Below are 24637 nucleotides of genomic sequence, written 5' to 3'. Positions count from 1 at the left end.
TGCGTGTCGTCGTCCGCGACAGGTCAGGCGCTGCGCGTGGCCACCGCCGGCGGCACGCGGGCGGCGCGTCGCGCCGGCCCGAGCACCGCGAACTGGCCGAGCAGCCACAGCACCAGCGCGCCGACCGGCAGGTACCACAATGGCAACCGCGGCAGCTCGTAGGCGTTCATCAGCCACAGATTGGCGGTGTAGGCCAGCAGCATGCCGAGCACGATGCCGGCGCTGGCGAGCAGGAAGTTCTCGGTCTGGAAATGCAGCAGGATCTGCCGGCAGGTGGCGCCGAGCGCACGGCGGATGCCGATCTGCTTGGTGCGCTGCTGCACCCAGAAACTGGTCAGGCCGACGATGCCCAGCGCGGTGATCATCAGCAAGGCCACGCAGACGCCGACCAGCAGCCAGGCCATGGACCGGTCGTTGCGATAGTAGGCCGCGCGCGCCTGCTGCAGGGTCTTGCTGTCCTTGCTCTGGACCATGCGCCTGGGGCCGTGCGCCAACAGGGCGGTACGCGCCTGCTTCAGCACCGCCTCGCGCTGCGCCGGGTCGTCGACCCGCAGCAGGTAGGTCCCATTGGTGTAGGGCATGTTCACCGGGAACAGCATCGCGTCCTCGTAGTCGGCGGCGCTGCCGAAGTCGCGCGGCTGCACCAGGCGTTGCACGATGCCGACGATGCGATGCTCGCCGAAGACATGGATGCTGCGGCCCAGCGCGGTTCCGTCCGGGAACAGGCGTTGCGCCAGCGCCTGGCTCAGGATCACCGCCGGCAGCGTGCCCTTGTCGTTGGGATCCTGCAGCCGTGCGTAGTCGAGGAATTCGTCCGCATTGAAACGGCGGCCGGCGACCAGCGTGAGCCCCAGCGTGTCCAGCAGCTGCGCATCGCCGAAGTAGTTGGTGGCGCGCAAGGTGCTGCGCTGCTGGGCGGCGTTGAGCGAGATGCCGCTGGAGCCTACCGTGCTGCCGAACAACGGCTGGTTGACGACGCTGGCGTTGCGCACCCCGGGGATCCGGCGCAGGGCATCCAGATCCTCGCGGGTCAATGCGGCGCTGTCGTCGTTCCTGTCCACGCTGCGGATGCGCAATTGCACGATCTGCTGTTCGACCGCCCCAGTGGGCCGCTGCATGCGTTCCAGGCGCAGGTTGATCAGGAACAAGGCGTTGCACACCACGGCGCAGCTGAAGGCGATCTCCAGCACGATGAGCAGTGCGGCGATCCTGTGCTTGCGCAGGCTGGAGAGGATGGGGTGGATGTGCACGGCTGATGGTCCTGAAAGGGATGGAGGCGCGCGGCGCGTCATTGCGACTTGAGTTGCAGCGCGGTCTGCACGCGCATCGCCTGCCACGCCGGCAGCGCGCCGGCCAGCAGACTGCTGGCCAAGGCCAACACCAGCGTGATCAGCAGCATGCTGCCGTCCATATGCGCCAGCGCGGCATAGTCGGCCGGTTGCCGCCGCACCAGCCACAGGCCGATCCAGGCGAACAGCAGGCCGAGCGCGCCGCCCGCCGCGCCGATCATCCCGGCCTCCACCAGGTGCTGGGCGAAGATCGCGCGGCGCGACGCACCGAGCGCGCGGCGCACGCCGATTTCGCCGCCATGGCGCATGAACTTGGCCAGCATCAGGCCGACGGTATTGAGCAGGCAGATGCCCAGGAACACCAGCGCCAACCACAGTTGCAGGCGCACGTCGGCAGGCACCGCGTGATTCCTGTCCAGCCAGCTCATCACGTCGCTCAGGCGGATGTCCGCCGAATGCCTGAAGCGCCCGGCATCGTGCTGCTGGCGCGCGTAGCTGTCGAGATAGTCGCGGTAAGCGGCCTGCTTGCCGGCGTCGCCCAGTTCGACCCAGTACTGGATCCACACGCAGGGGGCGTTCTCGCCGTTCGGGCCGTTCGGACTGTCGCCCCAACAATCCATCGTGCCTCTGCTGCCGAGCTCCAGGTCGCGCGAGGTGGAGAACGGAATGAACACGTCCTCGCTGTCGGCGTAGGTCTCGTTGGTCATGTCGTAGAAACGCGGGTTCATGCTCCAGTCTTCGGTCACTCCGACGATGCGCAGCACCGTGTCGCCGATCTGCAGGTCCTTGCCAACGCTGTCGATGTCGCCGAACACCTGCTCGTTCAGATGCCGCGAGATCACCGCGATTCGCGCACGCCGGCCATCGTCCTCGGCGGTCCAGGCATGGCCGTAGCGCATCGGCACGGCGAACATCGGGAAGAAATCGGCGCTGGTGTAGCGCGCCTCCACGGAAAACGGGGTCTGCTCCGCGCGCGCCGGCACCACGGTGACGCCGCCGGCGGACATCATCGCCTGGCGGTCGCCGCGCCTGTCGCGCAACAGCGCCTCGGCATCGCGGCGGGTCAGTTGCAGCGGCTCTTCGCCGGCGGGTTCGTACTTGTCGTCCGGATAGACGTTCATCTCCACATAGAACAGCTGCCCGCTCTTGCCCGGGATCGGGTCGGCGGCCAGCACGTGGAACACGGTCAGCGTGGTCATCGAAGCACCGATGCCCACGGCGATGGCCAGCACCATCAATGCGGTCAGCAGGCGATTGCGGCCGAAGCTGTGCAGCGCCAGTTTGCAGTAGTAGCCGAACATCGGGAGTCCTGGAAAAAAGGGCCGGCATGACGCCGGCCAAGGGGACGCTTCAAGCGCTGCGCGTGGCCACTGCCGGCGGTACCGCCGCGGCGCGGCGCGCCGGCGCGAACACCGCGATCTGGCCGAGCAGCCACAGCGTGATTGCACCGAACGGCAGGTAGTACAGCGGCAGCCGCGGCAGTTCGTACTTGCCCATCAGCCACTGGTTGATCGCGTAGGCCAGCAACATGCCGAGCACGATGCCGGTGCTGGCCAGCAGGAAGTTCTCGGTCTGGAAGTAGCGCAGGATCTGCCCGCGGGTGGCGCCGAGCGCGCGGCGGATGCCGATCTGCTTTGTGCGCTGCTGCACCCAGAAGCTGGCCAGGCCGACGATGCCCAATGCGGTCACGATCAGCAGCGCCACGCACACCGCGCCGAGCAGCCACACCATCGCGCGGTCGCCCTGGAAGTAGGCGTCGCGGATTTCGGCGTAGGTCTGCTGTTTCAGTACCAGCCGGCTGTTGTCCACCTTCATCAGCGCCGCGGTCGCGGCGGCGAGCACTTCCTGGCGCCGCGCCGGGTCGGTGACGCGCAGCACGTACAGGCCGTCGGTGTAGCTCAGGCGCAGCGGCAGCAGCATCGCGTAGTCGATCTCGGCCAGGCCGCTGCTCGCGGTCGGCCGCGCCAGCGTCTCGACGATGCCGACCACGCGTGCGGCCACCGGCCCGGTATAGACGGTCTTGCCCAGGGCGTTCTGCCCGGGGAACATCTTTTCCGCGGTGGCGCGATTGAGAATGATGGCGGTGCCTTTTTTCTGCACTTCCTTGTCGGTTTGCGCGGTTTCCAGATCCAGGTATTCGTCGGGAGTGAAGTCGCGCCCGGCCGCCATCCGCAGGCCCAGGGTCTGCAGCGTGCCTTCCTCGGCCATGTACTGCGCCGCATTGAGGGTGGGTCGCTCCTGGTCCGGAGTCAGCGACAGGCTGGTGTTCCAGGAGTAGTGCACGAACGGCACCTGGTTGAGCACGGTCGCGCTGCGCACGCCCGGCACCGCGCGCAACGCGGCCAGGTCCTCGCGGGTGCGCGCGGCGGCATTGACCTGCTGGCCGATGCCGCCCAGCGAGATCGTCACCAGTTCCGATTCGGCGATGCCGCTGGGCCGGTGCAGGGTCTCGATGCGGTTGCCGATCAGGAACAGCGCGTTGCACACGATCGCGCAGGCCAGCGCGATCTCGAGCACGATCAGCGCGGCGGCGGTCTTGTGCCTGCGCAGGGTGGAGAGGATGGGGCGGATGTCCATGGCGGTAACCTTGTGAGGGACCTTCGTTGGCGGTCTGCCTGCCGCGTCGCGGCGGGCGTCGTGGTCAGGAGGATTTGAGCTGCAGCGCCGGTGCGACCTGGATCGCGCGCCAGGACGGCAGCAGGCCCGCCAGCAGGCTGGCGACCAGGGCCAGGGCGAAGGTCAGCACCAGCATCGTGGGATCCAGGTGGGCCAGCTTGGCGTAGCCGGAGGGCTGCTGGCGGACCGCCCACAGCCCGAGGACGGCCAGGCCGAGACCGGCGATGCCGCCGGCCAGGCCGATGGTGCCGGCCTCCACCAGGCACTGCGCGAAGATCGCGCGGCGCGAGGCGCCCAGCGCGCGGCGCACGCCGATCTCGCCGCTGCGGCGCAGGAACTTGGCCAGCAGCAGGCCGACGGTGTTGAGCAGGCACACCAGCAGGAAGCCCATCGCCAGCCATAGCTGCAGGCGCACGTCGCCCGGCACCACTTCGTTGTGGTCCAGCCACTGCATCACGTTGCGCAGGCGCACGTTGTTCGGACGCTGGAAGCGGCCGGCGGCGCGCTGCTGGTTGGAGTAGTTCTCGAGGTAGGCCTTGTAGTCGGCGACCTGCGCCGGACTCTCCAGTTCCGCCCAATACTGGACCCAGGTGCAGGGGGCGTTGAGTCCGGTCGGCTCGCCATTGCTGTCGCCGAAGCAGTTCATGCTGCCGTTGCGGTCCATCTTCAGGTCCATCGCCACCGAGAACGGCAGGTAGGCCTGCTCGTCCGCACCGTAGGTGTTGGTGATGTCGTAGAAGCGCGGATTGGGTTCCCAGGTATCCAGCACGCCGACGATGCGGAACGTGTTCTGGTCCATGCGCAGTTCGCGGCCGACGCTGTCGGCGCCGTCGTACAGCTTCTCGTTGAGCTTCTTGCTGATCACCGCCACGCGCTCGTGGCGTTCGTCTTCCGTGCCGGTCCAGCCATGGCCGTACAGGAACGGGGTGTCGAACATCGGGAAGAAGTCGGCCGAGGTGAAGCGCACTTCCGACTTGAACGGTTTCAGCCCGCTCTTGGACGGTTCCACCGCTACCGACCCACCGGTCATCATCGCCTGCCGCTTGGCGCGCTTCTCGCGCAGCAGCGTCTCGGCGTCGAAGCGGGTGTTCTGGAAGTCCGGTTCCTCGCCGGGCTGGAAGCCGGCCTTGGGCTGCGGATCCACCTGCACGTAGAACAGCTTGTCGCTCTTCTGCGGGATGGGGTCGCCGGAGAGCACGTAGAACACGGTCAGCGTGGTCATGCTGGCGCCGATGCCCAGCGCGATGGCCAGCACCATCAGCGCGGTGAGCACCTTGTTGCGGCGGAAGCTGCGCAAGGCGAGGCGGAAGTAATAGCCGAACATGGGTGGCTCCGGGTCAGGCGCTACGGGTGGCGGTGGCGGGTGGGACGGCGGCGGCGCGCAACGCCGGGCCGAGGACGGCGAGCTGGCCGAGCAGCCACACTGCGAGGATGCCGGTGAGCACGGTGGGCGTGGACAGCCGCTCCAGTTCGAAGCGCTGCATCAGCCACTGGTTCATGACGTAGGCGAGCACCGCGCCGAGCAGCGCGCCGCCGCCGACGATCAGCAGGTTTTCCAGCTGGAAGTAGCGCAGGATGTCGCCGCGGGTGGCGCCGAGCGCGCGGCGGATGCCGATCTGCCGAGTGCGCTGCTGTACCCAGAAGCTGGCCAGCCCGCCGATCCCCAGCGCGGTGACGGTGAGCAGGATCAGGATGATCGCCAGCAGCATCCGCGCCACCGCACTGTCGCTCTTGAAGTAGTCGGCCCGCAGCTCCTGCATGGTGGCGACCTGCTGCTGCACGTAGGTGGGGTTGGCGCGCTGCATCGCCGCCGCCGCGCGCGGCAGCACCTGCGCCAGTTGCCCGGGCTTGCTGCGGATCAGGTAGCCGCCGCCCCAGCCTTCGCTGCTGGCTCGGATCTCGGCGAGCAGCGCATCGGTATCGTCGTCGTGGCCGGTGATCTCGCCGCGCAGCGGCGCCATCACCCCGACGATGTCCAGGCGCACCGGCTGGTTGAAGGTGCTGGTGTAGAGCGTGCGCCCCAGCGGCGAGGCGCCGGGGAACAGCTTGGCGGCCAGCGACGGGGTGATCAGCGCCGGCAGGCGCCGCTCGATTTCGGCCGGCGCGCCGAAAAGCGCGGAGGCGCCGGGAAGTTCCGCGTCGCGCAGGTCGCGGCCGGCGACGATGCGGATGCCCAGTGTGCGGTTCAGGTCCTGGCTGCCCAGGAACAGGCTGGCACGGGCGGCCGGTTGCGCGGCCTGCGGCTCCAGGAACAGCTGCGCCTGCGCGGGACCCCACAGCGGCGGCGCGCCAAACGCCGCCGCTTCCACGCCGGGCACCGCCTGCAGGATGTCCAGGCTGCGGCCGACGCTGCTGACGTTGTCTTGCTCGCCGATCACGCCGATGCTCTGGATCAGGCCGATGTCCTGTTCCATCGCCCCGGTCGGGGTCTGCACGCGCTGGTAGGTGCGGGCGATGATGAATACCAGGTTGCACAGCACCGCCAGGGTCAGGGCGATCTGCAGCGCCATCAGGACCACCGCGGCGCGATGGCTGCCCAGCGCGGACAGGATGGGACGCACCGGAGGCAGCGAGGTCATAGCGATTTCACCTGCAGGGCGGGGGCGATGCGCGAGGCGCGCCAGGCCGGCCAAAGGCCCGCGGCCAGCGCCGAGAGGGTGGCCACAGTCAGGGCGATGCCCAGGATCGCGGGATCGGCGTGCGCCTGCTGCGCGTAGGCCACCGGTTGCTGGCGCACCAGCCACAGGCCGATCCAGGTCAGCGGAAGGCCGAGCAGGCCGCCCAGGCAGCCGATCAGCGCCGATTCGGCCAGGCATTGCGCGAACACCGCGCGGCGGCTGGCGCCGAGTGCGCGGCGCACGCCGATCTCGCCGGCCTTGCGCATGAACTTGGCGACCAGCAGGCCCACCGCATTGAGCAGGCACACCAGCAGCACGCCGAAGGCGATCCAGGTCTGCATGCGCACCGTGGCCGGCACCACCCGCTTGTAGTCCAGCCAGTCGACCAGGCTGCGCAGACGGGTGTTGGGAGCGCGTTCGAAGCGGCCGAGCTGGCGCTGCTGCGCGCTGTAGGCGTCCAGCGTCGCGCGGTAGCGCCGCACCTGGTCCGGCGTGTCCAGCTGCACCCAGTACTGTACCCAGGTGCATTGCGCGGCCTTGGGATCGTGCAGGCCGGCCTCGCCATCCTTGCCCCAGCACTGCATCGGCCCATAGCCGTAGTCCTGCGGCAGGTCCAGCCAGGTCTCGAACGGCATGTACAGCGCCTCCGGCGGCGTGTACGCGCCGGAGTTGAGGTCGTAGAAGCGCGGCTGCGCATCCCAGGCGTCGATCACCCCGATCACCCGGAACGGGCGGGTGGCGATGGTCAGGGTCCTGCCGACGCTGTTGGCGCCACCGAACAGCGCGTCGTTGAGCTTGCGGCTCAGTACCACCACCGGCGCGCGCTGGGTATCGTCGCGATGGCTCCAGCCGCCGCCGTAGACGAAGCGCATGCCGAACATGGCGAACAGGTCGGCGGTGGCGGCGCGGGTGGTGAGCATGCGCAAGGGGCTGTTGGGCACGGGCTGGTGCACCGGCAGCCAGTTCGCGCTGGTCATGGTCTGCGCCGGCGCCGCCTGTGCCCGGTACAGCGCGGTCGCGTCCTGCCAGGTCAGCTCGTCCGGCGGCTCGCGGTCGGCGCTGGGCAGGTTGCGCGGACGCGGGTCCACCTGCGGATGGAACAGCGTGGCGCTGCGCCCGGGCAGCGGATCCCCGGAGAGGGTATGCAGCACCGTCAGCATGGTCATCGACGCGCCGATGCCCAGCGCCACGGCCAGCACCATCAGCGCGGTGAGGATGCGGTTGCGGCCGAAGCTGCGCAGCGCCAGGCGGAGGTAGTAGGCGAACATGCGGGCTCCGGGTCAGGCGCTACGGGTGGCGGTGGCGGGTGGGACGGCGGCGGCGCGCAGCGCCGGGCCAAGGACGGCGAGCTGGCCGAGCACGCACAGCAGCGCCGCGCCGATCGGCAGGTAGGTCGCAGGCAGCCGGTCCAGTTCGAAGAAGCGCATCAGCAGCACGTTGCCGGCATAGGCCAGCAGCATGCCCAGCGCCACGCCGGCGCCGACGATGAGCAGGTTCTCGGTCTGGAAGTACTGCAGGATGTCGCGGCGGGTGGCGCCCAGCGCGCGGCGGATGCCGATCTGCTTGGTGCGCTGCTGCACCCAGAAGCTGGCCAGGCCGATGATGCCCAGCGCGGTGACCAGCAGCATCGCGACGATGACGGCGACCATCAGTCCGGTCATGGCGCGATCGCTTTGGAAATACTCCTGGCGCAGGTCGAGCAGCGGCTTGCTGTAGGCGGTGTCCATCACCGCTTCGGGCACCGCCCGCGCCACCGCGGCGCGCGCCTGCGCGAGGACCCGCGGCAGCTCGCGCGGATCGGCGCGCAGCACGTACGTGCCCGACTGTTCCGCTTCGCGCACCGGGATGACCACCGACCAGTCGCTGCCGACCGCGCCGTCCTCGCTGCGGCCGGGATCGGGACGCGCCAGGTGGTCGAGCGTGCCGACCACGCGGAAGTGGCCGCCGGCCCAGAACTCCTTTCCCAGGGGATCCTGGCCCGGCCACAGATGCGCGGCCAATACGCGCGTGACCCACACGCCAGCCGCGGTCGGCAGGCCGTTTACGAGCGGCTGGTAGTCCGCGTCGCCGAACGCGCGGCCGCTGTCCGGCTTGAGTGCCAGGGCCGCGACGGCGCCAGGGCTGACCATGTAGAAATGCGGTACCCCGCCGACCTGGGTGCAGTCCTGGTCCAGGCACAGTCCGTTGTTGTTGGTCGGCGTGGCGAACGGCACGCTGTTGACCGCGCCCGCCGCGCGCACGCCGGGCGTGCGGCGCACCGCATCCAGCGCGCGGGCGTTGACGTCGGCATCGGTGCAGCCGTCGCAGCCAGACAGCGACACCAGCCCCAGCGCGGCCTCGTCGACGCCGCTGTGCAGATGCACCAGATCCAGGCGATTGCCGATCAGGAAGAAGGCATTGCACAGCACGGCGCAGGCCAGCGCCACTTCCAACGCGATCAGCGTCGCCGCGATGCGATGCCGCGACAGGGCGCTCAGGATGGGGGTGATCTGCATCGTCGCGTGCCCCGGTCACAGACTCTTGAGTTGCATGGCCGGCGCGATACGGCTGGCGCGCAGGGCGGGAAACAGGCCGGCAGCCAAGCTGCAGGCGATCGCCAACATGAAGGTGGCAGCGAACGCGGACAGGTCCAGGTGCGCCAGATCCGCATAGGCGGTGGGTTGCTGGCGCACGCTCCACAGGCCCAGCAGGGTCAGCAGCCAGCCGCCGACGCCACCGATCAGGCCGATCACGCTGGCTTCGGTCAGGCACTGCGTGAAGATCGTGCGACGCGACGCGCCCAGCGCCCGGCGCACGCCGATCTCGCCGCCACGGCGCAGGAACTTGGCCAGCAGCAGGCCGACGCTGTTGAACAGGCACAGGCCAAGGAACGCCACCGCCAGCCAGCTCTGCAGGCGCACGTCGCCCGGCACCACGCGGTTATGGTCCAGCCATTGCGGCAGGGACAGCAGGCGCGCGGTATCGGCACGGCCGATGCGCCCGGCGGCATGCTGTTGCGCGGCGTAGTCGGCCAGCAGGCGGCGGTACGCGGCGACCTTTGCCGGCGTGTCCAGTTGCACCCACAACTGCAGCCACACGCACGGCGCGTTGCGCAGGTCCATGGCGGACTCCGTCTTGCCGAAGCAGGTCCATGGCTGGATGTGACCGTCGTTGACCTCCAGGCTGCTGGAGAGCGGCATGAACACATCCTGCGGTCGGCCGTAGAAACTGGCGGTGTCGCCGTGGGCGAAGCTGCCGCCGGCCAGCGTGTAGAACAACGGCGACGGCCGCCACGGCGCCAGCACGCCGACGATGCGCACCGCCGTGCCGCGCACCAGCAGGCTGCGCCCCACGCTGTTGCGGCCGCCGAACAGCTTGGCGTTGAGGTCGGCCGAGATCACCGCCACCCGCGCCCGATCCTGATCGTCGCGCGCGCGCCAGCCGCTGCCGTAGGCGAACGGGACCTGGAACATCGGAAAGAAATCGGCCTGGGTCATCAGCAACTGGGACATGAAGGCCGGGGTGGCGCTGTCCGGGGCGCGCAGCTTGATCTGACTCTCGGCGACCATGGCCTGGCGATCGGCGCGCCCGCTGTTCCACAGGCCCATGGCCGAGACATAGTCGAGCTTGTCGTACGGCCGTTGGTTGGCCTCCTTGCCGGGGCGCGGATCGAGTTGCGCGAAGAAGATCTGCTGGCTGCGCCCGGGCAGCGGATCGCCGGACAACAGCCGCATCACCGTCAGCGTGGTCATCGCCGCGCCGATGCCCACGGCGATGGACAGCACCATCAGCGCGGTGAGCACTGGGCTGCGGCGCAGGCTGCGCAGGGCGGTGTGGACGTAGTAGCTGAGCATGCCGGTCTCCGCGCCGTCGCCGTGCCGGTCAGGGATTGGCCGCTGCGCCGCTGCCGCTGTGCGCCAGCACCGGTTCGCGCTGCAGGTCGGTGGCCTGACCGTCGACGATGTGCACGTTGCGCTGCGCGCGCGCGGCCAGTTCCGGGTCGTGGGTGACCATGACGATGGTCGAGCCCTGCGCGTTGATCTCTTCCAGCAGTTCCATCACCCCGCGCGCCATCTGCGAGTCCAGGTTGCCGGTCGGTTCGTCGGCCAGCAGCAGGCGCGGGCTGCCGGCCAGCGCGCGCGCGATCGCCGCGCGCTGTTGCTGGCCGCCGGACAGCTCGGACGGGTAGTGCTTCATCCGCGACCCCAGCCCGACCCGGCCCAGTGCGTCCTCGATGCGCTGCTTGCGCTCGGCCGCGGCCATGCCGCGGTAGCGCAGCGGCACATCGACGTTGTCGAACAGGTTGAGGTCCGGGATCAGGTTGAAGCCCTGGAAGATGAAGCCGATCTTCTGGTTGCGCATGCGCGAGCGCGCGTCGTCGTTGAGGTTGCTGACGTCCTGGCCGTCGAGCACGTACTGGCCGCTGGTGAAGGTCTCCAGCAGGCCGGCGATGTTGAGGAAGGTGGTCTTGCCGGAGCCGGACGGCCCGGTGACGGCGACGAACTCGCCCTCGCGCACATGCAGATCCAGCGAGCGCAACGCGTGCGTCTCGACCTGTTCGGTGCGGAAGACCTTGGAGACGGAGCGCATTTCGAGCATGACGTATTCCTTGGTGGTGGAGCGGGATTGGGGATTGGGGATGTCGGGATTCGGGACCAACGCTCAGGGAGGGGAAACGGCAGCGGGGCTCTCACCAATCCCCACTCCCGATTCCCCAATCCCTGCTTCTAATGCACCGTCACCTGCGGCGCCTCGCCGAACAGGTCGCTGCCGGAGACCACGACGCGGTCGCCCGGCTGCAGGCCCGAGCGCACCTCGACTTCGCCCAGGCTGGTGACGCCCAGCTCCACCGGGCGGCGGATCGCCGAGTTGCCGTCCATCACGTAGGCGTAGCGGCCGCCGGACTGTTCGACGAACGGGCCGCGCTCGAGCTTGAGCACGTTCTTGCGGGTATCCAGCAGCACCCGCGCGCTCATGCGCTGGCTCTGGCGCAGGCCGGGCGGCTGCTTGTCGGTGAAGCGGATGCGCGCGTTGACCTCGCCGTTGACCACTTCCGGCGACACCGCCGAGATCGCGCCGGCGAAGGGTTCGCCGGCACCGCTGGTCAGCTGCGCCGGCATGCCGATCGCCAGGTCGCGGGCGAAGCTTTCCGGCACCTTGATCTCCAGTTCGAACTTGGACAGGTCGACCACGCTCAGCACCGGCGCGTTGGCGGCGACATTGGTGTGCTGCGACACCTGCACCTGGCCGACCTGGCCGTCGAACGGCGAGCGCAGCGTGAGCAGGTCCACCTGCCGCTTCACCTCGGTCACCACCGCGCGCTGGCGCTCGGCGAGCAGGCGCTTGTTGCGCGCGTCCAGGCCGGCGCCTTGGGTCTGCAGGCCGGAATCCTTCTGTGCATGGCTCATGGCGATGTCGGCCTTCTTCAGCGTGTCCTGCGCCTTGGCCAGCTCCACCGCCGGCACCGCGCCGCCGTCGTAGCCGCGCTGGTAGCGCTCCAGGTCGCGGCTGGCGGCCTGCCGCTCGATCTGCGCCTGGTCGACCAGCTTGCTGGCGTTGGCGCGGGCCAGCACCGCATCCAGGTCGGCGCGGCCGGCCTCGGCCTCCAGGCCGGCCAGCGTGGCCTCTTCCTGGGCGAGCTTGCTGCGCAGTTCCGGGCTGTCGATCTCGGCCAGTTCCTGGCCCTGCTTGACCACGTCGCCGGCCACCACCTTCAGGGTCACGGTGCCGCCGGAGATCGCGTACAGGGTGGGGCTGTTGGCGGCGATCAGGCGCCCGTCGGCGGAGATGTCGCGGACCAGGTCGCCGCGGCTGACCGTGGCGATGCGCACGCGCTGCGCGTCGAACGAGCGGCTGCCGGCGATCCAGCCGCGCGCGGCGAAGGCGATGCCGAGCAGCACCGCCAGCGCGATCAGCGCGGGCCAGAACCAGCGGCGCCAGGCGGCGGCGGAGCGGGGGCGGGCGAGAACCTGGTCCTGGGCGGAAGTGTCGCGGATCATCGGTCGGGTCGGCGCAGTGAGGATGAACGAATCCAAAGCACGTCCCGTGCCAATCGCAAGTGTTTGAAAGGATTGCGGTTCCATTGCAGCGGACGGCTGTCCGCGTGTCCGCGGACACGTTCGCGGACACCGTGTCCGCGGCCGGGCCGGACGATCAGGGGCGGGTCGCGCTGTCGCGATCGGCGTCTGGAGCGTGCGTGGCGCCGGGTCCCGCACTCCCGCTCGGTCGCGCCACGTGCGGGCGCCTGGTGCCGGTCATCGCAACCCCGGGCGGCGCCACCAGGGCGTGCGATGGCCCATCCAAGTCGCGCCGGTGCGTCCTATAGGACATTCAGCGGACAAAGCTAGAATGGCGATCTTTCGGTGCAGGGTGCGGCTATGTGCGGGATCGTGGGTGCGATAGCGGAGCGGGACGTGGTGCCGGTGCTGATCGAAGGCCTGAAGCGTCTGGAATATCGCGGCTACGACTCCTCCGGCATCGCCGTGGTCGCCGGCGACGGCGTGCGCCGGGTGCGCCGCACCGGGCGCGTGGCGGAGATGGAAAGCGCGGCGCTGGCCGAGGATCTGCACGCCACGCTGGGCATCGGCCACACCCGCTGGGCCACCCATGGCGGCGTCACCGAGGCCAACGCGCATCCGCACGTCAGCCACGGCGACCTGGCGCTGGTGCACAACGGCATCATCGAGAACCACGAGCAGCAGCGCGAACGGCTGCGCGCGCTGGGCTACGTGTTCGAGTCGCAGACCGACACCGAGGTCATCGCCCACCTGATCCACCACCACGCCGCGCAGGGCCTGTCGCTGCTGGCGGCGCTGCAGGCCGCGGCGAAGGAGCTGACCGGCGCCTACGCGCTGGCCGCGGTCAGCAGGTCGCGCCCGGACGTGCTGGTCTGCGCGCGCATGGGCTGCCCGCTGCTGATCGGCCTGGGCGAGGGCGAGAACTTCATCGCCTCCGACGTGTCGGCGGTGCTGCAGGCCACGCGCCGGGTGATCTTCCTGGAAGAGGGCGACACCGCCGAGCTGAGCCGGACCGGGGTGCAGGTGTACGACGCCGAGGACCAACCAGTGCAGCGCGAGGTGCACATGTCCGAGGTGTCGCTGGCCTCGCTGGAACTGGGCCCGTACCGCCATTTCATGCAGAAGGAGATCCACGAGCAGCCGCGCGCGCTGGCCGACACGCTGGAAGCGCTGTTCGACGCCGGCGGCTTCGACACCGCGCTGTTCGGCCGCAACGCCGATGCGCTGCTGGCCGACGTCGAGGGCGTGCAGATCCTCGCCTGCGGCACCAGCTACTACGCCGGGCTGACCGCGCGCTACTGGATCGAGTCGATCGCCGGCCTGCCGTGCAGCGTGGAGATCGCCAGCGAGTACCGCTACCGCGCCGCGCACGCCAATCCGCGCCAGCTGATCGTCACCATTTCCCAGTCCGGCGAGACCCTAGACACGATGGAGGCGCTGAAATACGCCAAGTCGTTGGGCCACGCCAAGACCCTGTCGATCTGCAACGTGCCCGAGAGCGCGATCCCGCGCGCCAGCGCGCTGGTGCTGTACACGCGCGCCGGCGCCGAGATCGGCGTCGCCTCGACCAAGGCCTTCACCACCCAGCTGGCGGCGCTGTTCCAGCTCACCTGCGTGCTGGCCAAGCTGCGCGGGCGCCTGAGCGAAGCGCAGGAAGCCGATTGCCTGGAACAGCTGCGCTACCTGCCGGGCAGCGTGCAGCATGCGCTGAACCTGGAACCGCAGATCGCGGTGTGGGCCGAGCGCTTCGCCGACAAGCACAACGCGCTGTTCCTGGGCCGCGGCCTGCACTATCCGATCGCGCTGGAAGGCGCGCTCAAGCTCAAGGAAATCACCTACATCCACGCCGAGGGCTACCCGGCCGGCGAACTCAAGCACGGCCCGCTGGCGCTGGTCGACGCCAACATGCCGGTGGTGGTGATCGCGCCCAACGACGCGCTGCTGGAGAAGGTGAAGTCCAACATGCAGGAGGTGCGCGCGCGCGGCGGCGAGCTGTTCGTGTTCGCCGACCAGGACAGCCACTTCAGCGAATCCGAAGGCGTGCACGTGATCCGCACGCCGCGCCACGCCGGCCTGCTCAGCCCGGTGGTGCACACCATCCCGGTGCAGTTGCTCGCGTATCACACCGCGCTGGCGCGCGGCACCGATGTGGACAAGCCGCGCAACCTGGCCAAGTCGGTGACGGTGGAGTAGCAGCGGGCGCGGGTCGTTCGGCCGGCCTGCGTGCTGCCGCATGGCCGGCCTGCGCTGCGCACGGCATCCCCTCCACAGCAGGGTTGCGCGGCGCGATCTGGCGCCAGTGCGGGCACGGCGACACCAGCGCGGCCGAATTCCGGCGTAACCGACCCGCTACCCGGCAACGCGGTCGAAGAAGTCGACCAGGCCCTGAGGCGCGTCGTCGTCGAAGAACATCGCCAGGTTCCGCGCCGATTCCTCGGCAAAGGGCGCGCTGCGGGAGAAGAGGTCCTGTTCGTAGGCGGCGAGCGCGGCGTCGATGTCGCCGGGATGGGCAGCGAGGGCCTTGCCGAGTTCGGCGCCGTCCTGGAGCGCCAGGTTGGCGCCTTCGCCGGCGAACGGCGACATCAGGTGTGCCGCGTCGCCGAGCAGGGTCACCCCGGGCCTGCGTTCCCAGCGGTGCCCGACCGGCAGCGCGTGGATCGGACGCAGCACGGGGGCGGTGTCGCCGTCGGTGACGAGCGCGGTCAATGCCGGCGCCCAGCCGGCGAATTCCGCGGCGACCCGGGCCAGCGCCGCTGCCGGGTCGGCGAAGTCGATACGGGCGAACCAGTCCTCCGGCCTGGACAGCGACACATAGGTCTGCAGGGTGCCATCGGCATGCCGGTGCGCGAGGATGCCTTTGCCCGGCGCGACCGCCATCATCGTGCCGCCGCCCACCGCCTGCGCGCTGGCGGGGTGCCGGGTGTCGCCGTCGAACAGGCAGGTCTCGATGAAGGAGATGCCGGCATAGGCGGGCATCGCGTCGGACAGCAGCGGACGCACTCTCGACCAGGCGCCGTCCGCACCCACCAGCAGGTCGGTGGTCGTCGTCGCGCCGTCGGCGAAGCGCAGCAGGTGCTGTCCGTCGCCGAACGCGGATGCCGCGGCGAGTTTGCGTCCCCAGTGGATCGTGCCTTCGGGAAGCGCGTCGATCAGCAGCCGGCGCAGGCTGCCGCGATCCACCTCGGGCCGGTTGCCATGGCCCATGTCGGGCCGCTCGACCAGGAGGGTGCCGTGCCGGTCGACGACCCGCTTGGCATCGGCGCCGGGAAGGACGAGTTCGAGGAACGCGTCGTACAGGCCCGCCGCCTTGAGCGCGAGCTGGCCGTTGTAGGTGTGGATGTCGAGCAGGCCGCCCTGCGGGCGGGCGTCGGCCGAGGCCTCGGCTTCGTGGATCGTCGCGGCGATGCCGTGCACGTGCAGGACGCGCGCGAGCATGAGCCCGCCGAGCCCGGCGCCGATGATCGCGATGGGAGTGTGCATCTGGGCTTTTTCCTGGGAGGGGGGCGCGCCGGGCATGGTTGGCGCAAGACGGTGGAACGGCGTTCCACAATATTGGAATGCCGTTCCATTCGTGTCAAGATGGGCCATGGCCAAGAAGACGCGCAGTACCCAGCGACGCGAGGAATCGCTGACCCGGGAGCAGATCGTGGAGGCGGCGATCGCCTTGCTGGACGAGCGCGGCGAAGCGGGGCTGACCTTCCGCGCGCTGTCCGAACGGCTCGCCACCGGCCCCGGTGCCCTCTATTGGCACATCGCCGACAAGCGCGACCTGCTGACCGCCGCCTGCGATGCGATCGTCGCGCGCACCCTGCATGCGCCATTCGCAGGGGCGACGCCGGAGGCGGCGATCCGCGCGCTGGCGCTGGGCATGTTCGACGCGATCGACGCGCATCCATGGATCGGATCGGCGCTCAACCGCGCTCCCGGCGAGTTGCCGATCGTGCGCGTCGTCGAACGCATCGGCCAGCAGGTGTGCGCGCTCGGCGTGGCGGACGCGGAACAGTGGCCGGCTGTGTCCGCATTGCTGAGCTACATCCTCGGCGTCGGCGGCCAGAACGCGGCCAATACGCAGTTGGCGCGGACCCAGGGCATCGTCAGGTCCGAGTTCCTGGACGCAGTGGCGACCGTCTGGTCCGGGCTCGATCCGGCGGCGTATCCGTTCGTGCGCAGCCTGGCTGGCCCGTTGCGGACGCACGACGACCGAATGGATTTCATCGCCGGGATCGACCTGATCCTCGGTGGGCTTGCAGCGCGGCAGGGCGCGGCGCCGTCGGTCGGCGTTTCGCCGAAGCGCCGCAGGCGCTGAGCTGCGCGAACCGCCGGCACATGGTCGCCGCCGGCATTCGCGCGGCGGCGCGCATGGTTCCGGGCGGCGCCACGCCGGCGTGCGCACTGTCCGCGAGGTCGGCGGTTGCGGCGGCAACGCGGACGAGGGATCGCGGCTGCGCGCTGCCTGGCGAACCTGTGCGGGCATGGCGGCCGAACGACACCGCGGCGGCCCCCGGGCATGCGATTGGCAGCCGTCGCCCGCGGCTGCCAACGCAGTGGCCCAGGTTATGCATAAGCTCCTGGCGAGGGTTCCCACCACGCAGGAGGACGCATGTACGAGTCTTTCAGACAGGGGGCGCCGGCCGAACTGTGGCAGGCGCTGGTGCACGAGGCAGGGCAGCGGCTCGGCCGGCCGCTGGACGAATCGCGCGAGAGCTACCTGGTGTTCGTGTTGCTGCGCTACCAGGCCGACGGGCATCTGCTGTCGCGCACCCAGGCGCTGGCCTGGCTGCATGCGCAGGAGCAGGTCGGGCGCGCCCGCGCCGACGCGCTGCGCGAGGTCGGCGACGGCTGCCTGCTGATCGCCGGGCTGTTTCCCGGCGTGGCCGAGCGGCGCCGGGTCAGCGTGGACTACTTCATCGACCTGGGCCGCGGCGCCTACTACGAGGTCGCCGAAACCCGCGCCAGCGACGCCGGGCTGTTCGCGCAGCTGGCGCGCAGCTACCAGGAACTGGTGCGCACGCTGGGCGCGCTGCGTCCGCCGCGCGGCTGGCGGATCGGGGAGGATGGTTCGCTGCGTGCTTGAGCGGCAGTGCCACTGGGGTGATGCATGGGCGTGCACCGGTGGCAAGCAGCGAGTGGCCGCGAACTTGCCCGCCAGCCCATGTGGGAGCGACTTCAGTCGCGACGGCTTCACCGGTAACGCCTGTCGCGACTGAAGTCGCTCCCACAATTGTTCCTAGGCCGTTTCGTTGACGTTGGGGATGTGCCGCTAGAACCAGACCCGCACGCCCGCTACCACGCGCGTGTCGCGCGCGGCGTCTCCCGCGTCGCGCCGATAGTCGGCCGTGGCGCCGAACGCGCGCTCGTGGACCACGCCCAGATACGGCGCGAAGCGGCGGCTGATCTCGTAGCGCAGGCGCAGGCCGGCCTCGAGCGTGGACAGGCCGCTGCCGCTGCCGTGTGCGCGATCGTCGGCGAATGCCACATCCGCCTCCAGCCGCGGCTGCAGGATCCAGCGGTTTGTCAGCAGCACGTCGTATTCGCCTTGCAGCCGTGCACTGGCCTTGCCGCCTTCGCCGACGTACAGCGTGGCCGCGACCTCGAACTTGTACGGCGCCATGCCCTGCACGCCGAACGCGGCCGAGGTGCGCGCGTCGCCCGGCGCGACGTCCTGCTTGACCCCGGCCAGCAGGTCCCACCAGGGCGATACCGCGTGGCCGTACAGCGCTTCCAGGTCCGCGGATTCGGTGCGGCCACCACTGCGCTCGCCTTCGCTGCGCAGCCACAGCCGGTCGATGTCGCCGCCGTACCAGGCGCTGGCTTCCCAGGCCTGGCCGCTCCCATGGTCGGCGTCCCAGCCCTCCAGGCGGTCGATCAGCAGGTAGCCGATGCGCGACGGGCCATGCAGCATCGTGTCGGCGCGCAGCGTCGGGAACGCGGCGGCACGGTCGGCGTCGGTGAGCGGCGGGATCGGTTCGCGCGGCAGCGTGGAGGCGGGCGCATCCGTGCAGGTGCATGCCGCGCCCGACGGCGCTGCAGCTGGCGGTGCTGCAGCGGGGTGATGCATCGCGGCGTGGTCCGGCATGGCGCGATCGGCCTGCGCTGCGGCCGGCGCGTCGTGCTCCGGCGTGGCGGGGGGCATGCCCATGTGCTGCATGTCCGCATGCTCCGGCATGGCGTGGTCGCCGTGCGCTGCGTGGTCCATGGACATGTGCTGCATGCCGCCGTCGCCCGCCGCCGCGGCGGCCGGAACGGTGTCGGCGTGTGCGGCACGATCCATCGCCGCATGGTCCATGCCGGCATGCGCCATCGCTGCGTCGTCGGCGCCGCCCGTGGCGGTGGGCGGCGATGGCGGGGTGTGCATGCGCGTCCCGTCGTCGGGCGGCGGACACACGCACGCTGCAGGCGCAGGTCCAGATGCAGGCGCCGATGCGGATGCAGGGACGGCGATGCCGGCATCGGCAGCGACAGGTGCATGCACATGCTGCGCATGCGCGGCGCCGTGGGCGAGCAGCAGCGCCAGGCCGATGGCCTGCGCGAGCGTGGCGAGCGGCGCGGCGCTCATGCGTCCACCCGCACTTCGCGCATCATGCCGCCGTCCATGTGGTACAGCAGGTGGCAGTGGTAGGCCCAGCGGCCCAGCGCGTCGGCGCGCACGCGGTAACTGCGGCGCGTGCCCGGCGGCATGTCCACGGTGTGCTTTCGCAGCTGGAACTGGCCGGCGGCGTTCTCCACGTCGCTCCACATGCCGTGCAGGTGGATCGGGTGCTGCATCATCGTGTCGTTGACCAGCACGATGCGCAGGCGCTCGCCGTAGTTGAGCCGCAGCGGCTCGGCGCTGGCGAACGGGACGCCGTCGAAGGACCAGGCGAACTTCTCCATGTTGCCGGTCAGGTGCAGTTCGATCTCGCGCCCGGGCTCGCGGCCGTCGGGGTCGTCGAACAGGCTGTGCAGGTCGGCGTAGGTCAGCACCCGGCGGCCATTGCCGCGCAGGCCGATGCCGGGGTCGTCCAGCTTCGGCGCGGTGGCGGACGACTGCATGTCCACCAGCGGATTGCCGCGTTCGCTGCGCGGATGCGCGGGCGCCGCGCCAGCGCCGGCCGCCGCAGGCGCGCCGTGATTCATCGCCGCGTGGTCCATCGCGCCGTGGTCCATGCCGGCCATGCCCATGCCGGCGCCGCAGCCGCCCTCCATGCCCTTCATCGTGGCCGCGCCGGTGCCGTGGTCCATGCCGGCATGCGCGCCCATGTCGTGGCCCATGTCCTGCATGCGCAGCAGCGGGCGCGGATCGTTGGCCGGCACCGGCGCCTGCAGTCCCTGGCGCACGGCCAGGGTGCCACGCGCGTAGCCGGTGCGGCCCATGTCCTGCGCGAACACGGTATAGGCGTCCTGGCCGCTGGGTTCGACCAGCACGTCGTAGGTCTCGGCCGCGGCGATGCGCAGTTCGTCCACGCTCACCGGGTGCACGTACTGGCCGTCGGCGGCGACCACGGTCATCTTCAGCCCGGGAATGCGCAGGTCGAAGTAGGTCATGCTGGAGGCGTTGATCAGGCGCAGCAGCAGTTTCTCGCCGGGACGGAACTCGCCGGTCCAGTTGCCGCCGGGCGCGACGCCGTTGAGCAGGTAGGTGTAGGTGTTGGCATTGACGTCGGACAGGTCGCTGGGCGTCATCCGCATGCGTCCCCACATGCCGCGGTCGGCGAGGGTGGCGCGCAGGCCGTCCTCGCGCGCGTCGCGCAGGAAGTCGCCGACGGTGCGCTGGTAGGTGTTGTCGTAGGACGGCATCTTCTTCAGCCGCCGGAACAGCGCCGCCGGGTCCAGGTCGGTCCAGTCGGACAGCAGCAGCACGTGTTCACGGTCGTAGTGGTAGGGCGGCGGCTGCAGCGGATCGATCACGATGGCGCCGTACAGGCCGGCCTGTTCCTGGTGCAGCGAGTGGCTGTGGTACCAGTAGGTGCCGGACTGGCGCAGGGTGAAACGGTAGCGGTAGCTTTCGCCGGGATAGATGCCGTCGAAGCTCATGCCGGGCACGCCGTCCATGTTGGCCGGCAGCAGGATGCCATGCCAGTGCACCGAGGTCTGGGTGTGCCCGGGCAGGCGGTTGGCGACGCGGACTTCGACGGTGTCGCCTTCGCGCCAGCGCAGGATCGGCGCCGGCACGCTGCCGTTGACGGTGATGGCCGGGCGCTCGCGTCCGGTGAAGTTGACCCGCGCGCTGCCGATGCTCAGGTCGAAATCGGTGCCGTGCAGTTGGTAGGGCACGGCGCCGTCGCGCGCCAGCGCCGCGGCCTGGGCCTGGCGCAGCGACAGGCCGCCGAGGCCGGCGGCGGCGCCCAGCGCCAGTCCGGTGACGAAACGGCGCCGCGACGGCAGCGCCGGCAGGCCGGAGGAAGGTGGTTTCATGAGCTTGCCTCGATGCGATGCGATGCGCGACCGCCTGGAGCGGTGCACGCAAGGAGCGACGGCGCGCAGGCGCGCGCGGCCGCAGTGGCGCCGCCCGTGGGCGGCGGCGTCGCGATCAGGCGCTGGGAGGTCGCTCGAGCCGCGGCAGGCCGGGCGCGCCGCGGCCGTCCTGGCGGCCGCTGGGGAACGGGCGCTGCGCGGCGACCGGCAGCGCCAGCGGCAGCGCGAGCAGCGCCGGCAGCGACTGCGCATGCGGGCACTGGCAACCGGCGGCGGCGGCGCAGCAACCGTGCTTGCCGGCCTGCTTGGGACAATGGCCATCGCCATGGTCGGCAGGTGGCGGTAGCGCCGCCTGCGGGTGACAGGGCATCGCTGCGCTGGCGGTGTGCGCGGCATGCGCATGCTCGGCGGCGTGGCGCTGCGGCGTGGCATGACCCGCGTCCCCCGGCGTCGCGGCCATGCCCGGCATGCCCGGCATCGCCACGGCGGTGCCGGCGCCATTGAGCAGCAGGCTCAGGCACAGCAGCAGGCGGGTGAGCAGGGCGAGGATCGGCACGGACGGCGAAAGGCGCGAGGGGATGCGCAGAGAATACTGGAGTGATGGCCGCCGGCAAGCGCCGCGACAGCATGGCGCGCGGCCCGCGGCGCACCCTGGAGGCGGGTCCAGGGCGGGCGTACGCGCCCGGCAGCGCCCGCCAGGCCGGGCATTCGCCCCTGCGTGAGCGGCCAATGAACGCGGCGCGCACGACGGCGACAAGGGCTTGACCCTGGACCGGCATCCAGGGAGTAGCTTGGACACATGAAACCGGTCGCCACTCCGTCCCGCTTCACCATCGGCGCGCTCGCGCGCCAGGCCGAGGTCGCCATCGACACGGTCCGCTACTACGAGCGCCAGGGCCTGCTGCCGGCGCCGCCGCGGCGCGCGTCCGGCTATCGCGACTACGATGCCGCCGCGGTGGAGCGGGTGCGCTTCATCCGCCGCGCCAAGGAGCTGGGATTCTCGCTGGAGGAGATCGGCGACCTGCTCGCGCTGCAGGACGATCGCCAGCACGGCGTCGAAGGCATCAAGCAGCGCGCCAGCAAGCGCCTGCACGCACTGGACCGGCGCATCGCGCAGCTGACCGAGATGCGTGACGCGCTGGCCGTGCTGGTCGCCGAATGCCCGGGCAGCGGCGAACCCGCCTGCTGCCCGATCCTCAGCGACATCCGCGGCGACGCGGCGCCAGGCAAGCCGCAGCCGTGAACACGGCAGCCTCCACCCCCAGCACCTTGAGCCTGCCGGTGCACGGCATGAGCTGCGCCTCCTGCGCCGCAGGCCTGGAGCAGGCGCTCAACCAGCTGCCCGGGGTCCACGCGCAGGCCAACCTCGCCGCCGCGCGCGTGCGCCTGGACTACGACCCGCAGCAGGTGGATGCGCGCGCGCTGTTGCAGCGCATCGACCAGGCCGGGTACTCGGTGCCGACGCAGGCGCTGACGCTGGAACTGAGCGGCATGAGCTGCGCGTCCTGCGCCGCGGCGATCGAGGCGGTGCTGGCGAAGGCGCCGGGGGTGATCGCCGGCAACGTCAACCTGGCCGCGGCCAGGGCGCGCGTGGAGTACGTGCCGGGCATGGCCGAGCCGGCCGACCTCGTCGCGCGGATCGGCAAGGCCGGCTTCGGCGCCAGCGTCGTGCGCGAGCTGGACCAGGCCCGGCTGGAGGCGCGCGAACAGGCCGAGCGCCGCGCCTGGCGCCGCGAGCTGGGCCGGTTCGCCGCCGCCGCGCTGCTGAGCCTGCCGCTGTTCGTGCAGATGTTCGGCATGTTCGACATCGCCGGCATCGAACACACGCTCAGCGGCCGGCACGCCGAGCCGCTGCCGCGCGGGCTGCAGTTGCTGCTGGCCACGCCGGTGCAGTTCTGGCTCGGTGCGCGCTTCTACCGCGCCGGATTCGCCGCCTTGCGCAACGGCCGCGCCAACATGGACGTGCTGGTCGCGCTCGGCACCGGCATGGCCTACCTGTACAGCGCCGCGGTCACCGTGTTCGGCCTGGCCGGGCAGCATGTGTACTTCGAGGCCAGCGCCTCGATCATCACCCTGATCTTGCTCGGGCGCCTGCTCGAGGCGCGCGCCAGGCGCAGGACCTCCTCGGCGATCCGCGCGCTGCTCGACCTCACGCCGAAGACCGCCAGGGTGGAGCGCGACGGCGCGATCGTGGACATCGATGCCGCCGAGCTGGTCGTCGGCGACGTGTTCGTGGTCGCCGCCGGCGAGCGCGTGCCGGTGGACGGCGAGGTGCTCGACGGCCGTTCCAGCGTGGACGAGGCGATGCTGTCGGGCGAGGCGATGCCGGTGGCCAAGGAGCCGGGCAGCCGCCTGTTCGCGGCCACCGTGAACCAGTTCGGCATGCTGCGCGCCCGCGCCACCGGGGTCGGCGCCGATACGCTGCTGGCGCAGATCATCCGCATGGTCGATGCGGCGCAGGGCTCCAAGGCACCGATCCAGCACCTGGTCGATCGCATCGCCGCGGTGTTCGTGCCGGCGGTGATCGCCATCGCCGCGCTCACCCTGGCCGCGACCTGGTGGCTCAGCGGCAGCTTCGCCACCGCGCTGGTGCATGCGGTGGCGGTGCTGGTGATCGCCTGCCCGTGCGCGCTGGGCCTGGCCACGCCGACCGCGATCATGGTCGGGACCGGCGTCGGCGCCAGGGCCGGCATCCTGATCCGCAATGCCGAGGTGCTGGAGCGCGCGCGCACGCTGACCACGCTGGTGGTGGACAAGACCGGCACCCTGACCGAGGGCCGGCCGCAGGTGACCGCAGTGGACGTGGCGCCGGGCGGCGATGCGACCGCCTTGCTGCGCCTGGCCGCCGCGCTGGAGACCGGCTCGGCGCATCCGCTGGCACAGGCGATCGTGCGCGGTGTCGCCGACGCCGGGGTGCGTGCGCCCGCTCCGCTGCCCATGCCGGAGGCGGTCGAAACGCTGCCCGGCAAGGGCGTGCGCGGCCGCGTGGACGGCTGCGACGTGGCGCTTGGGTCGTTGGCGTGGATGCGTGAGCTGAGCGTGCAGGCGCCGGATGCCGCCGTGCTGCAGCGCGCCGAGGCGGCGCAATCGCGGGGCCAGAGCGTGGTCGGCGTGCTGCTGGACGGCCGACTCGCCGGCTGCATCGCCATCGCCGATCCGCTGCGCGCGACCTCGGCCGAGGCGGTCGCCCGGCTCGAGGCGCGCGGCATCGAGGTGGCGATGCTGACCGGCGACAACCGCCATGTCGCGCAGGCCGTCGCCGCGCAGGTCGGCATCGCGCGGGTGCTGGCCGAGGTACTGCCGCAGCACAAGGCCGAGGAGGTGCGGCGGTTGCAGGCCGAACGCGGCGCGCACGTGGGCATGGTCGGCGACGGCATCAACGACGCGCCGGCGCTGGCCGCCGCCGACGTCAGCTTCGCGATCGGCGCCGGCTCGGACATCGCCGTGGAAGCGGCCGACGTGGTGCTGGTGCATGGCGACCTGGGCGGCGTGGCCACCGCCATCGACCTGTCCGCGGCGACCCTGCGCAAGATCCGCCAGAACCTGTTCTTCGCCTTCGTCTACAACGTGCTCGGCATCCCGCTGGCCGCGTTCGGCCTGCTCAATCCGGTGATCGCCGGCGCGGCGATGGCGCTGAGCTCGGTCTCGGTGCTGGGCAACTCCCTGCTGCTGAACCGCTGGCGGCCGCGCTGAGCGCGGCGCGGCGACACCGACATTCCAACGA

The 24637-nt window shown here is 70.8% G+C and carries 19 protein-coding genes; 5 read left to right on the top strand and 14 right to left on the bottom strand.

The window, feature by feature from the left end; genetic code table 11:
* Window positions 1-23 precede the first annotated feature (23 nt).
* The 10 genes from AB3X10_RS19435 to AB3X10_RS19390 all read right to left on the bottom strand — a co-directional run bounded on the left by AB3X10_RS19435 (window position 24) and on the right by AB3X10_RS19390 (window position 12501).
* Window positions 24-1250 (bottom strand): ABC transporter permease, encoded by a 1227-nt coding sequence (locus AB3X10_RS19435; protein WP_369977053.1) that lies wholly within the window; start codon window positions 1248-1250, stop codon window positions 24-26.
* A gap of 38 nt (window positions 1251-1288) precedes the next feature.
* Window positions 1289-2590: an ABC transporter permease gene (locus tag AB3X10_RS19430; RefSeq protein ID WP_369977052.1), complete on the bottom strand. Its 1302-nt coding sequence runs from the start codon at window positions 2588-2590 to the stop codon at window positions 1289-1291.
* A gap of 49 nt (window positions 2591-2639) precedes the next feature.
* Window positions 2640-3866: an ABC transporter permease gene (locus AB3X10_RS19425; RefSeq protein WP_369977051.1), complete on the bottom strand. Its 1227-nt coding sequence runs from the start codon at window positions 3864-3866 to the stop codon at window positions 2640-2642.
* Window positions 3867-3930: 64 nt separating this feature from the next.
* The gene (locus tag AB3X10_RS19420; protein WP_369977050.1) at window positions 3931-5229 is read right to left on the bottom strand and encodes an ABC transporter permease; all 1299 of its coding nucleotides are present in this window, start codon (window positions 5227-5229) and stop codon (window positions 3931-3933) included.
* 13 nt (window positions 5230-5242) lie between these two features.
* Entirely contained in the window at window positions 5243-6484 is a 1242-nt protein-coding gene (locus AB3X10_RS19415; protein ID WP_369977049.1) for an ABC transporter permease, read from the bottom strand.
* Window positions 6481-7791, bottom strand: a complete 1311-nt coding sequence (locus AB3X10_RS19410; protein ID WP_369977048.1) for an ABC transporter permease — start codon at window positions 7789-7791, stop codon at window positions 6481-6483. The genes AB3X10_RS19415 and AB3X10_RS19410 overlap by 4 nt, the downstream gene beginning before the upstream one ends.
* A gap of 12 nt (window positions 7792-7803) precedes the next feature.
* Window positions 7804-9018, bottom strand: a complete 1215-nt coding sequence (locus AB3X10_RS19405) for an ABC transporter permease (protein WP_369977047.1) — start codon at window positions 9016-9018, stop codon at window positions 7804-7806.
* 15 nt (window positions 9019-9033) lie between these two features.
* The gene (locus AB3X10_RS19400) at window positions 9034-10356 is read right to left on the bottom strand and encodes an ABC transporter permease (RefSeq protein ID WP_369977046.1); all 1323 of its coding nucleotides are present in this window, start codon (window positions 10354-10356) and stop codon (window positions 9034-9036) included.
* Between the two features lie 28 nt (window positions 10357-10384).
* Complete coding sequence (locus tag AB3X10_RS19395) at window positions 10385-11101, bottom strand: ABC transporter ATP-binding protein (RefSeq protein ID WP_369977045.1); 717 nt, start codon at window positions 11099-11101, stop codon at window positions 10385-10387.
* Between the two features lie 128 nt (window positions 11102-11229).
* Window positions 11230-12501, bottom strand: a complete 1272-nt coding sequence (locus tag AB3X10_RS19390; RefSeq protein WP_369977044.1) for an efflux RND transporter periplasmic adaptor subunit — start codon at window positions 12499-12501, stop codon at window positions 11230-11232.
* A gap of 378 nt (window positions 12502-12879) precedes the next feature.
* Between AB3X10_RS19390 and glmS the strand changes: the two genes are divergently transcribed.
* Entirely contained in the window at window positions 12880-14712 is a 1833-nt protein-coding gene (glmS, locus tag AB3X10_RS19385; protein ID WP_369977043.1) for a glutamine--fructose-6-phosphate transaminase (isomerizing), read from the top strand.
* A gap of 156 nt (window positions 14713-14868) precedes the next feature.
* Here the strand turns inward: glmS and AB3X10_RS19380 are convergent, their stop codons facing one another.
* Complete coding sequence (locus AB3X10_RS19380) at window positions 14869-15999, bottom strand: FAD-dependent oxidoreductase (RefSeq protein ID WP_369977042.1); 1131 nt, start codon at window positions 15997-15999, stop codon at window positions 14869-14871.
* Here AB3X10_RS19380 and AB3X10_RS19375 point away from each other — a divergent pair.
* Window positions 15953-16825 (top strand): TetR/AcrR family transcriptional regulator, encoded by an 873-nt coding sequence (locus tag AB3X10_RS19375; protein WP_369977041.1) that lies wholly within the window; start codon window positions 15953-15955, stop codon window positions 16823-16825. The genes AB3X10_RS19380 and AB3X10_RS19375 overlap by 47 nt on opposite strands.
* A gap of 294 nt (window positions 16826-17119) precedes the next feature.
* Complete coding sequence (locus AB3X10_RS19370) at window positions 17120-17593, top strand: hypothetical protein (RefSeq protein WP_228318523.1); 474 nt, start codon at window positions 17120-17122, stop codon at window positions 17591-17593.
* Window positions 17594-17779: 186 nt separating this feature from the next.
* Here AB3X10_RS19370 and AB3X10_RS19365 read toward each other — a convergent pair whose 3' ends face one another.
* The 3 genes from AB3X10_RS19365 to AB3X10_RS19355 form a co-directional block, all read right to left on the bottom strand.
* Window positions 17780-18715 (bottom strand): copper resistance protein B, encoded by a 936-nt coding sequence (locus AB3X10_RS19365; protein ID WP_420018517.1) that lies wholly within the window; start codon window positions 18713-18715, stop codon window positions 17780-17782.
* Window positions 18716-19071: 356 nt separating this feature from the next.
* Window positions 19072-20913: a copper resistance system multicopper oxidase gene (locus AB3X10_RS19360; RefSeq protein ID WP_369977039.1), complete on the bottom strand. Its 1842-nt coding sequence runs from the start codon at window positions 20911-20913 to the stop codon at window positions 19072-19074.
* 115 nt (window positions 20914-21028) lie between these two features.
* Window positions 21029-21469, bottom strand: coding sequence for a CopL family metal-binding regulatory protein (locus AB3X10_RS19355; RefSeq protein ID WP_369977038.1), 441 nt, complete (start codon window positions 21467-21469; stop codon window positions 21029-21031).
* 243 nt (window positions 21470-21712) lie between these two features.
* Between AB3X10_RS19355 and AB3X10_RS19350 the strand changes: the two genes are divergently transcribed.
* Together AB3X10_RS19350 and AB3X10_RS19345 are read left to right on the top strand one after the other, a co-directional pair.
* Window positions 21713-22156 (top strand): heavy metal-responsive transcriptional regulator, encoded by a 444-nt coding sequence (locus AB3X10_RS19350; RefSeq protein ID WP_369977037.1) that lies wholly within the window; start codon window positions 21713-21715, stop codon window positions 22154-22156.
* Window positions 22153-24606, top strand: coding sequence for a heavy metal translocating P-type ATPase (locus AB3X10_RS19345; RefSeq protein ID WP_369977036.1), 2454 nt, complete (start codon window positions 22153-22155; stop codon window positions 24604-24606). The genes AB3X10_RS19350 and AB3X10_RS19345 overlap by 4 nt, the downstream gene beginning before the upstream one ends.
* Window positions 24607-24637: the final 31 nt, after the last annotated feature.

Origin of the sequence: Xanthomonas sp. DAR 80977 (assembly GCF_041240605.1) — a bacterium.
In the GTDB taxonomy this organism is placed as follows: domain Bacteria; phylum Pseudomonadota; class Gammaproteobacteria; order Xanthomonadales; family Xanthomonadaceae; genus Xanthomonas_A; species Xanthomonas_A bundabergensis.
The sequence above is the reverse complement of the archived record's forward strand: the minus strand, read 5'-3'. Positions and strand labels throughout refer to the sequence as shown.